Raw genomic sequence first — 11,427 nt, 5'->3', positions numbered from 1 at the left:
CCTTGTGAATATTCCCTTCATTATTATGGGAGCATTTCAGATCAATAAAGCATTCGCTGTGAAAACCCTTGCGGCTATAATCGGGCTTGCGCTTTGCTTGCTATTCTTTCCCTATCCGCAGATCACTTCGGATAAACTGCTGGTATCTATTTTCGGCGGCGTTTTTATGGGCATTGGCATTGGGCTTGCCATACGCGGAGGCTGTGCGCTTGATGGGGTGGAAGTGCTGGCTCTTTACACCGGCAAACGTATTGCGTTTACTATCAGCGAAATCATTTTTGGCATCAACATTATCATTTTTCTGATAGCGGCTACCAAATTGGGGCTTCCGACGGCTCTTTACTCGATACTAACTTATTATACCGCCTCCCGCATGACCAACTTTGTAATTGAAGGGTTAGAGGAATATACGGGGGTAACGATCATCTCCGGACAAAGCGAATTGATCAAGCAAGGCCTTGTAATGGAGCTGGGCCGGGGAATTACAGTTTACAAGGGCGAGCGTGGCTTTTTAAAAGAAAGCTTCGATGTTAGCCAGCCTGTCGATATAGTTTTCACGGTAGTAACCCGCCTGGAAATAAGAAAGCTCCGAAATCTTGTCCAGTCGGTGGATCCAAGTGCCTTTATATTTACCAGTACTATCAAAGAAGCGGCTGGCGGGGTTTTAAAGAGAAGGGCAAGGCATTAAGTTCATGCCACTGATGGTCTCAATACGGAGAGAATTACTCGAGTTAGCTAAGAATCTTTTGTTTAGAAATTACGTGATCCACCCCCAACCCCCGCCCGGGGGACACTGGGCGCATAGACCCGTCCGCTAGAAAAGCAGGAGTAGCGTACACATAGCCCACCCAACCCCCACTAATATCACCCCTTTATAGTCGCGTATTCGTTCACCCGCATGCCGCAGGCATGCACTTCTACACCAGCCAGCGTTAGGTACGCTTCTTAAGCCAACCCACTGAATCTCAGTTTATTCGGTCCGCATCGGCTGGTGCGGGTAGCACAGTCTAAGCCTCAGTAGAAACTTTCGAAGCTGCAGACGCAGCGATGGGGTTTGGTTCTTTGACCTACAGCAACCTTCCGAAGGAAAGCTTGAACATCATTGAAAATCATAACTAGAGGCGAAAAACAACTAGCCTAGCCCGCGGCTATGAGCGGAAAAATTATCCCATAAGCGCAGCGAGGGAAATTCTCGTTCGGGATTAAGCAGTATTACTGGTTTTTTAAATAATTATTTATTACTACTATTGCAGTAAACGCTCTCAAGCTATGACTTCTTTTGAAATAGATTGCCCTCAATCGTTTTACGGTTGTGACAAAATTGATGTGTACGCTGTACATCAAACCAATCATTCTAATTTCCATTTGATAAAGGATGGAAAGACGGTTTCCACTATCCAAAGGCTAATACACGGAGCCTGGCGACACATTGCTGGCAAGACTCTTACAGTTGAGGAGTTAGACTTCATTAGTAAACAAATCGAAAACAACTAAGTTTAAGTGATTGCTGTGCTTCTTATAAATGACCCTGCATTCCCTTTAACGATATCGCTGACGAGAGGTGGCCGGTTTGGTTCATCAAACTACTGACAATAAAACTTGCACTTTATACTAATATGCTAGACGAATCCCCAAAAGTTCACGGATCCATCTTCTATTTACTCAAGAAATATGTCAACAGTACCTTCCCGGAGGGTGCCTGGGATAAGTTAATCCTTCACTCCGGTGCATCCGATCAATACGAATTAAACTTAAATTATCCGATTCAGGAGATTGGCTTAATTGTAGGTGCAGCCACCGCACTTTACGGATATTCCGCATACCAGATTCAGGAGCAATTTGGGGAATACCTCGTGCCCGACTTATTTAAGTTGTATGCCGACTTTCTCCGACCTGAATGGAAGACTTTCGATGTATTGCTTCATACAGAGACTGTAATGCACGGAGCTGTCAGAAAATTAAATAGCGCTGCCAGCCCGCCTGTTTTGAATGTAACAAAGGTTAATAATAAGCTTTTAATCATTGACTACTATTCAAAAAGAAGGATGGGGGCCTTGGCGATAGGTATAATTAAGGGAATTGCTAAGTATTTTAATGAAAGCGACGTTGTAGATATAACATCAATTACAGACCCTGACGCTGAACGGGTACAAATCCGAGTCGAGTTCATGTAGGTGGCCTTTTCTGCTCGTCGGCAACTAACTCCGCCTCCTACCCCCAGCGGAAAACTAGGCCATTCCGCAGCTATGAGCGGCTTGTCATATAATTATCACTTCTTCCCAAACCCTTCCCATTTATCAATCCTTTCCCTAATTTGACTTTCAGTTAAATAGTAAAACCATAAACCCCTCTTTATGAAGATCGTTAAAACGATCCTTTACATTCTCTTTGGCCTGATGTTCCTCAATGCCGGCCTGAACAAATTTTTCAATTACATGCCGATGCCGGAGCTGACGCCTGAGCAGATTAAATTCTTCACGGCGTTTATGTCTATTAAATGGCTGATGCCGCTGGTAGCTACTGTAGAAATTATTGGAGCTATCCTCTTCACGATCCCCAGAACGCGTGCGCTTGGGGCGATCGTTATCCTGCCGGTAATGGTTGGGATTCTGGTGCATCACGTTACCACGGAGCCGAGCGGGCTTATTATTGCCGTGGTGTTAATGGCAATAAATATCCTCGCGATAGCGGATAACTGGAAGAAATATCAAAGCCTGTTAGACGAGTAAAAATTTTACGCCGCCTGCCCCAGCGGGCTTAAGGTGAAATGAAAGGCTAGCCCAGACGGGTCGTTTTTCGCTGCGTGAATCTCTCCCCCGTGACGTTCAACGATCCGTTTTACAATAACCAGTCCGAGTCCGTTACCTTCGAATTCGCTGGTAAAGCGTTTAAAGGGGGTGAACAAACCGTCCATTTGACTGGCGTCCATGCCAATCCCATTATCTGAAACACTGAACCAGGTACGGCCCCGCTCTTCGTAAGAATCAATTTTAACAACCGGACTTGCTGCCTTACTTGAATACTTGACCGCATTAGAGATTAAATTCCGCAAGAGCTGCTTCACTGCGATCCCATTGGCGGTAACTGGCGGCAGATCCTCTACGATGAACTTAACCGGACGCTCCCCGAACGGCTGACTTACTTCCGATACAATTTCATTTACATCCAGCTGCGTCAGGGGCAACTCCACCGTACCCATTTTGGAATATATCAGCAGGTCTTCGAGCAGTTTCCCCATTCGCTTGGTTTCCGTGCTGATAAAGGTAATTAGCTGCTGCTGATCATCGTCCAGCTTATCCATGTCAAAGAGGCTCGTCACCGATTCGATCATCGCAAGGGGTGATTTCAGATCGTGAGCTGCAGAAGCGGAAAACGCTTTCAGATCTTCCATGGTGAGGATCTCTTCGGTTACGTCCCTGATAGAGATCAGGACTCCGTTATAACAGTCGTGTTCATCAAAAAGCGGCTTAGATTTTATGTTGAGGTGAACATTTTTGCCTTCTTTGGTGCGCAGCTCGCTGACATACTGCTCCTGGATGCCTTTTTTACGATCTTCAATACGTTTTAAAAAGGCCTCTTTACCTTTTGCAGAGATGAGTATATCTGTGGGGGGCCGTCCGATCAACTCCTTCTCCGTATACCCCATGATCTCTTCGAACGCCGGGTTACAAAAAATAACATCACCAACTTTATCAAGCTGCATCACTCCCTCACTCATAACCATCATCAGGGTAACTATTTCATGTTCGGAACGCTCTTTCTTAATGTTCAGTGCAGCGTAATACGAGATGGCAAAAAGCATCGTGATCGTTAAAACTATTGTCGTTAGCTGTACTCCAACTTCTCCGGGATACAAGCCCATCCGTTCGCCCTCGAGCATCAGGTATCCAATAAATGGGGGGAAGACCATAGTAAAGGGAACCATCAAACGCATCAGTCGGCCACCCCGAAGGGGTGAGGAAAGGATCTCGGCTACTCCAAAACGGGTATCAGCAAATAGCAATCCGGGAAGAAAAAGCAGAAAGTTCAATGCTGTGATAAGCGCCATGGGTGTAAGTCCGCCTATGCGATAACCGGCCGGAATGTCAAATATGTATCCAAGGACAGAAAAGTATACCAGGAAAAGAAGTATGACGACAGTTACCTGTCTGAACAGCTGGGTGCGCCGCCCGCTCCGGCCTGCCAGGAGCATACTTACCCCTGCAAGAAGAAAACTCAGGGCAGTATTTGGTGCGACCATGATTGGGATGCCGCTTTTGCGGATCCTATCGCCAAATAATAACAGGTCCATCCTTATCCCCGGCACGGGAATTAAATAAGTAAAAAAATGGATTACTCCAAAAAACAAAATGATGCCCGCAAGACTGTCCAGCAGCTTCTTGTTCGCAGAATTGTTTGATAACAGCCACGTTCCCGCTAGGATAAAGTAATGGCCGTCATGGGATTCATCGGTGTGATTCCCGGGACCAGGCTCTTCAGAACAGGCTGATCAATTTGCCAGCCCACTAGTGCCAGTGAAGCTGAAAGAATGATTAAGATGCCGGGTATTTTAACTAAAAGCGGGAAACGGTAATTCGAAGACAACATTTACAGCGTAAGTTTAAGCTTAGATATATTATATTCCAAATATTATATGATTCACAGTCCCTTGAAAACGTATTTGTTACCTATTTGTTTCCTTTTTATCGAAATTTGTTGCCTAATGTGACGAAATAAACGGCAAAAGGGATGATTTGCTTTAAATTCAAGCCTTTACCGGAAAGATTTAGGGTTAATTTTCAACGATAGTGAAAATTTCTTCCTTACGCGCCCGATTTTGGTGTGTAGAGTAGTGCTGCCCTTGTTTTGGGGGATTGGCGGACTTTTCGGCTGACTTAGGAGTTATTCCAGCATTCCGGAAAGCCGGAATCTGCTTAAACCACTTCCCTGCTTGCATTCAATAGAAAGCCTGCCTGCGGGCAGCCAGGCTGGAACTTACAAAAGCTTATTCAAACCCCACCCCAGCCCCCATCCGGCCAGAGTGAAATCTGAATAAGCTTTTGTACTAAAACGAATAAACTGCTGCCAATGACACCTGACTTGCTGTTTTCGTGGGCGTCAGGTTATTTTTAAAAAAAGTAGCGGAGCCATTATTATCCAGCCGTACTTCGGGAATGAGGTTCAGCGCGCCGCTCCGGATATTGCCCGACACGGTGAAGCATACAACCGAAGTGCCAGGGCCGGCAACTCCATCTTTGTAGGCAAAATATTCTCCTCTTGTTCCCAGGGTAAAGCTATTTGACAATGCAACCTGCGGGTAGACCGCTACTCCGCTATATCCCCCATTATTCTCGGGAAGGGTATAATCGGCCGCATTGAGCCCGATCTTTAGTACTTCATTGATCTTGTAGGTGGTGGTCAGGTCGAGGATTGTACCCGAACCGTAAGTTGCGGCGCCTGCAGCGGAACGGCCACTCAGCACATTGATAAAAGCCGACCAATTTTCTGTGGGATTTAACGACAGTTGTGCTCCGATATGCGATACCCCATTCAGATCCTGGTAAGTATTCCAATCGTTGAACAGCCCTACCATAAGGCCAACCTTACTGGAAAAGCTATAATTAGCTTTTAAGCCGGCATTTTGAAACGGCCCGTTTGTGAACAGGTACGAAGTTGAATAATTCACGTTGGGTATTGGCGATATTACTTCGTACCCTACAAAGGTTCCCATGTAACCGCCAGTCATCGAAAAGGCTTCGTTGAACTGGTATTTAACATACAGGTTCTGGATATTAAAGCTGTTGGCCATATTGCCGGGATCGCCATTCCCGTTAGGAATAGATTGGTACTGCCCCCGAGCGCCAAAGGAAACATCTCCTACAAATGAGGCTTTGCCGACAGACTTGCTTAAAATAAGGTTCAACATCCCAAGTGAAATGGAATTTTGATCATTTGCAAAGCTTGTTGGAATATTTGAGCCCCCTGTAGGGGATTTGAAGGTCGACAGGTCATACTTGTAGTATACGTCGGCCGAACCGGAGACTACCAGCGGTGTAACAGGTTCAACGGTTTGTGCTTGTGCAAACAGGCCTGGTAGTGCCATGCATGCGATGATTATATATCTTTTTAACATATTTAGTCAATTTAAAATGAACAATTATTACTTAAACTACTCTTCCTGAAAATCCTTGTCTAATAGCCTGACACTTTTTTCTGTTATAACACCATTTTCGGTGACCAGAAGTGTGCCCTGGATATATTTTTCATTGTGCTGGCTTTCGTCCAATCCCATTTCTTCGTCTTCGTTCGATACACGTAAAGGCTGAAGCATGTTTATCACCTTAAAGATCACGTAAGATACAATGAAGCTATAAGCTACTACAATGACTACGCCGGTCAGTTGGGTCAGAAAAAATCCCGGGTCACCATAAAACCATCCGTTCGGTCCGGCTGGGTTAACAGTTTTAGTTGCAAATATTCCCGTTAAAAGCATACCGACTATACCTCCTACACCGTGGCATGGAAATACGTCCAGAGTATCGTCAAGAGAGGTATTAGACCTTAATGATACGGCAAGGTTCGAAATGATAGCGGCGACAAAGCCAATAAAAATACTCTGGGGGATCTCAATAAATCCGGCGCCGGGAGTTATGGCTACAAGCCCCACCACCGCACCGATACAGAAGCCCAGCACCGAAGGTTTCTTGCCGCGGACAACATCGAAGAACATCCACGATAAACCTGCAGAAGCTGCTGCTGCATTTGTTGCTGCAAAAGCCGACACAGCCAGCCCGTTAGCGCCAAGTGCCGATCCCGCATTAAAGCCGAACCATCCGAACCAAAGCAATCCGGTGCCAATTAGTACATAAGGTATGTTAGCAGGCGGAATTTCCTTCTTTTCCAGATGCACTTTCCGGCGTTTAAGGACCAACGCTCCCGCTAATGCTGCGCAGCCGGCAGAGATGTGGACTACTGTTCCTCCAGCGAAGTCGAACACGCCCATCGTAAATAAGAATCCTTCGGGATGCCAGGTCCAATGCGCCAGTGGGAAATACACGAAGATCCCGAATAAAGCAATGAATAAGATGTAGGACGTGAAGCGGATCCGTTCGGCGACCGCGCCAACCACCAGTCCGGGTGTTATGATGGCGAACATCAGCTGATATGTTGCGAACAGCGTCAGCGGAATGGTGGGCGCGAGGCTCCACGGGGCTCCGGAGCTAACATCCTTAAAGAAAAGGAAGGTAGTCGGATCCCCGATAATGCCTCCGATCGAATCACCAAAAGAAAGGCTAAATCCTACCGTTACCCACAATACGGTTGTAACGCCTGTGGCAACTACACTCTTGATCATCGTTGAGATCACATTCTTCCGGTTGACCATACCGCCGTAGAAAAAGGCTAGTCCGGGTGTCATGAGAAACACTAATGCGGTCGCAACGATGATCCAGGCAATGTCGGCAGCAACATAGCCTTCTCCCCCAAAAGTAGTTGCAGAAGGTACAAAAATTGCGGAAACGGCTACCGCTGCCAATACCAAAAATGGTATGGACTGTTTTAAGTCAAATTTTTTCATTGTTTAAGGTTTAATTAATTATTCTGTTATCAAGTCGCCATAAATTTAGCATTATTTTCCTTTTTATATTATATTTTAGACAATATTCTAATTTTTTCATAGTAAATATGGATATATTGGTAAAATAAATGGAAATTATTAATTATATTTTCAATAAAATATAAAATAATGTGTTTTTTAAAGAAAATTCAAAATAAAATATTGAATAAATATGTATATTTTTAATAATTTGTCCAGATATATGTTAAAAAAATGATAATTCATAGCTTAAATTTCAGATTGAACCCGTGGTTTTAACTATTATTTACTAAAAATCGGCTTTTTTTTAAAAAGAACTTAAACGAGGCACCTGTCACCTGCCTACCGGGTTCTTCTGATCCCCAGTCACCCCCTGCTTGTTATACGTTGGTTACTTTTACTCCCTGTATTCAGGATCGCCAGATTGGTGAGGTGCGTGAATGAGTACCAGAAACTCCGTCCCTTTTTTCACCCTTAAAGGCTTGGCCTCTGTAAAAGGCTTTTGATCAAACAGGGGTTGTGGTGCTGGCGAAATTCAATACTCTTTTGTTTAGGTTATAAAAGATGCTGTATATAAAAGTTTTTAGCATAAAAAATATAAATTGTAATCGATTATATAAATTAATGATGAAAATAATAAGTTATGAACTTTTCCAGGTTCCGCCGAGGTGGCTTTTTCTAAAAATTGAAACTGATGAAGGTATTACCGGATGGGGCGAGCCGGTAATTGAAGGGAAAGCTGCTACTGTCAAAGCTGCCGTCGATGAGCTTATGGAATATTTGATAGGTAAAGATCCAATGAATATCGAAGACCATTGGAATGTGATGTACCGGGGAGGCTTTTACCGGGGTGGCCCTATTTTGATGAGCGCCATTGCGGGAATTGACCAGGCTTTGTGGGATATAAAGGGCAAATTTTACAATGCCCCGGTCCATCAGCTGCTTGGTGGAAAAGCCAGGGATTTAATGAAAGTATATTCATGGATCGGCGGAGACCGCCCTAATGAGGTAGGAGCTGCTGCAAAGGAGATGGCGGAACGCGGGTTTCTAGCTGTCAAAATGAATGCTACCGAGGAAATGCAGTATGTTGACAGCCATAAAAAAATTGATGCAGCCGTTGCCCGGATTGCGGCCGTCAGAGAGGCTGTTGGTGTGGATGTAGGTATTGGTATTGATTTTCACGGGCGGGTTCATCGTCCAATGGTTAAAGCCCTTGCAAAGGAGCTGGAAGTTTTCCACCCTATGTTTATTGAGGAACCTGTCTTACCGGAGAATAATGAGGCGTTGCGGGAACTTGCGAACGCTGTTTCGATACCAATTGCTACCGGAGAGCGTATGTTTTCCAAATGGCAGTTTAAAAATCTCCTGAAGGATGGCTATGTGGATATTATTCAGCCAGATCTTTCTCATGCAGGCGGCATTACCGAGTGTAAAAAAATAATTTCTATGGCTGAAGCTTTTGATGTAGCCGCCGCTCCTCATTGTCCTCTCGGACCAATTGCTCTGGCGGCTTGTTTACAAGTGGATGCAACCTGCCACAATGCTTTCATTCAGGAACAAAGTTTAGGAATTCATTATAATCAGGGAAGCGACTTGCTTGATTATCTTACGGATAAAACGGTGTTTGATTATGAAAACGGATATGTAAAAATTCCGGAAGGGCCGGGTTTAGGTATCGAGATTAATGAAGATCACGTCCGGAAGATGGCGAAGATTGGGCACAACTGGCATAATCCGCTCTGGAGACATGACGACGGAAGTGTGGCCGAATGGTAGGCTAAACAGATCTTATTAAAACGCAGCAGATATTACATGAAACCCAGTAAAATAAGACTTCGCATACTTGCATTAATCTTTATTAATGTTGTAATCAACTATATGGACCGCAGCAATATTTCTGTGGCGGCTTCGGAGATACATGATGAATTTAAATTATCATCAGTTCAGCTCGGGCTAATTTTTTCAGCCTTCGGCTGGACATACGCCGCACTGCAAATACCCGGAGGCATCCTGGTTGACCGCTTTGGGCCGCGAATTGTTTATGGGATAAGTCTCATTTCATGGTCCCTTGCAACACTTTTACAGGGATTTGTGAAAGGTTTTGCAGGATTATTTAGCCTCCGCTTGTTAACCGGCGCTTTTGAAGCCCCTGCTTTTCCGGCAAATAACAGGGTAGTGACGAGCTGGTTCCCGGATAATGAACGCGCCTCGGCGATAGCCACCTACACCTCTGGCCAATTTCTCGGGCTTGCACTTCTAACCCCGGCGCTGGCTGCAATTCAATATTACGCAGGATGGCGTGGTTTATTTATTATTACCGGGCTTATCGGTATTTTCTGGGGGTTTGTATGGTACCGGTTTTATCGCGATCCGGCAAAACATCCTGACGTGAATCAGGCAGAAATTGACCTGATAGAACGGGGTGGTGGACTGATCAATCGTGAATCTGCTGGCACTGCCAACGGACAATCAGAATTTAAATGGTCAAACCTGAGAGAAGTATTTTCACATCGGAAACTATGGGGAGTTTACCTCGGCCAGTTTGCGGTGAATTCGACCTTATGGTTTTTTCTTACCTGGTTTCCAACTTACCTGGTAGAATATCGGGGGCTTAACTTTTTAAAGTCGGGATTTCTTGCTTCTCTTCCATTTCTCGCTGCGTTTATAGGGGTTCTATCATCAGGATTTTTATCAGACTACCTAATCAAAAAAGGATTTTCTATTGGGGTTGCACGTAAGGCACCAGTTATAACCGGCCTGATGCTGTCGATCTCCATCGTTGGAGCCAATTATGTAGATGACACTACACTGATAATATTTTTCATGGCACTGGCTTTCTTCGGTAATGGATTTGCATCGATCACATGGGTTTTTGTATCAACACTAGCACCTAAAAATCTTGTCGGTCTAACCGGCGGGGTATTTAATTTTATTGGCGGCTTAGCCTCTATTATTGTTCCAATAGTGATCGGTTTCCTGGCACAAAATGGAAATTTTGAACCCGCATTGCTGTTTATTGGACTACTTGGATTTTTGGGTGCCCTGTCGTATATATTTCTGGTTGGTAAGGTGGAGCGAATAAAAACGTAATATGCTTCGCTTGAAAAAACAGGTTTAATTACGTTAAGCCGCGATAGGAATTGCCGGGTTATGATGTTAAATTTACCGCCATGGATTCAATCATCTCTCTGCTCCACTCCTACCATTCATTTATTAATAAGGACATAAAAGACCGCTTTTTCAAACACAAGGATTTGCTTAACGTGCTTGAAAAGCTTAAAACTAATCCATTGTTTGAAATCAGAGAGGTTGGCAAATCTTACGAGGGGCGCCCGATCAACCTGATCAAATGTGGTGGCGGCACGGCAAAAGTCTTTTTATGGAGCCAGATGCACGGCAACGAAGCAACCGCGACAATGGCTTTAATGGATCTTTTTAACTTCCTTGGAGACGAACACCGCGATGATGTAAAGGATATCATTCTGCAGAACTGCACCCTGTACATTCTTCCAATGGTTAACCCGGACGGAGCTGAGGTTTTTAATCGCAGGAATGCACAGGAGATCGACATCAATAGAGATTTCCATAGTCAGCAAAGCCCCGAGGGAAAGCTTCTGCGCGCCTTGAGGGATGAAATACAGCCCCATTTTGGATTTAATTTACACGATCAGACTACGATGTGGTCGGCAGGAAACCATGGTAACCCGGCTACCATTTCTTTACTTGCACCCGCATATGATGAAGCGCTGAGCGTGAACACCATCAGGCAAATAGCCATGCAGGTGATCGCGGAGATGAACGACACCTTGCAGGAAGTCATTCCCGGACATGTCGGCCGCTTTGATGACGAGTAT

Annotated in this window: 11 protein-coding genes; 7 read left to right on the top strand and 4 right to left on the bottom strand. The window is 44.8% G+C overall.

What is annotated here, in order from left to right; all coding sequences use genetic code 11:
- From WKF69_RS03255 to WKF69_RS03240, 4 genes are all read left to right on the top strand, one after another.
- Nucleotides 1-688: YitT family protein (locus tag WKF69_RS03255; RefSeq protein WP_340379476.1), on the top strand; the 688-nt coding region annotated here is incomplete at its 5' end.
- A gap of 581 nt (nt 689-1,269) precedes the next feature.
- Nucleotides 1,270-1,494, top strand: coding sequence for a hypothetical protein (locus WKF69_RS03250; protein WP_340379475.1), 225 nt, complete (start codon nt 1,270-1,272; stop codon nt 1,492-1,494).
- Between the two features lie 122 nt (nt 1,495-1,616).
- Nucleotides 1,617-2,174, top strand: a complete 558-nt coding sequence (locus WKF69_RS03245) for a heme NO-binding domain-containing protein (RefSeq protein WP_340379474.1) — start codon at nt 1,617-1,619, stop codon at nt 2,172-2,174.
- Between the two features lie 180 nt (nt 2,175-2,354).
- Nucleotides 2,355-2,729 carry a DoxX family protein gene (locus WKF69_RS03240; protein ID WP_340379473.1) on the top strand — a complete coding sequence of 125 codons (375 nt, stop codon included), beginning with the start codon at nt 2,355-2,357 and terminating at the stop codon, nt 2,727-2,729.
- Between the two features lie 5 nt (nt 2,730-2,734).
- Here WKF69_RS03240 and WKF69_RS03235 read toward each other — a convergent pair whose 3' ends face one another.
- The 4 genes from WKF69_RS03235 to WKF69_RS03220 form a co-directional block, all read right to left on the bottom strand.
- The gene (locus tag WKF69_RS03235; protein ID WP_340379472.1) at nt 2,735-4,306 is read right to left on the bottom strand and encodes an ATP-binding protein; all 1,572 of its coding nucleotides are present in this window, start codon (nt 4,304-4,306) and stop codon (nt 2,735-2,737) included.
- Between the two features lie 110 nt (nt 4,307-4,416).
- Complete coding sequence (locus WKF69_RS03230; protein ID WP_340379471.1) at nt 4,417-4,587, bottom strand: hypothetical protein; 171 nt, start codon at nt 4,585-4,587, stop codon at nt 4,417-4,419.
- A 457-nt stretch (nt 4,588-5,044) separates the two neighbouring features.
- The gene (locus tag WKF69_RS03225) at nt 5,045-6,112 is read right to left on the bottom strand and encodes an outer membrane beta-barrel protein (RefSeq protein ID WP_340379470.1); all 1,068 of its coding nucleotides are present in this window, start codon (nt 6,110-6,112) and stop codon (nt 5,045-5,047) included.
- Between the two features lie 36 nt (nt 6,113-6,148).
- The gene (locus WKF69_RS03220; protein WP_340379469.1) at nt 6,149-7,555 is read right to left on the bottom strand and encodes an ammonium transporter; all 1,407 of its coding nucleotides are present in this window, start codon (nt 7,553-7,555) and stop codon (nt 6,149-6,151) included.
- Between the two features lie 642 nt (nt 7,556-8,197).
- Here WKF69_RS03220 and dgoD point away from each other — a divergent pair.
- The 3 genes from dgoD to WKF69_RS03205 all read left to right on the top strand — a co-directional run.
- A complete protein-coding gene (gene dgoD, locus WKF69_RS03215; protein WP_340379468.1) occupies nt 8,198-9,349 on the top strand; it encodes a galactonate dehydratase in 1,152 nt (383 codons plus the stop codon).
- Nucleotides 9,350-9,385: 36 nt separating this feature from the next.
- Nucleotides 9,386-10,663: an MFS transporter gene (locus WKF69_RS03210; protein WP_340379467.1), complete on the top strand. Its 1,278-nt coding sequence runs from the start codon at nt 9,386-9,388 to the stop codon at nt 10,661-10,663.
- Between the two features lie 80 nt (nt 10,664-10,743).
- Nucleotides 10,744-11,427, top strand: a 684-nt coding sequence (locus WKF69_RS03205; RefSeq protein ID WP_340379466.1) for a M14 family zinc carboxypeptidase, incomplete at its 3' end; no start/stop codon positions are given.

Origin of the sequence: Daejeonella sp. (assembly GCF_037719425.1) — a bacterium.
Classification (GTDB): Bacteria; Bacteroidota; Bacteroidia; order Sphingobacteriales; family Sphingobacteriaceae; genus Daejeonella.
Note: the sequence above shows the minus strand (reverse complement) of the source record. Positions and strands in the feature narration are given on the sequence as shown.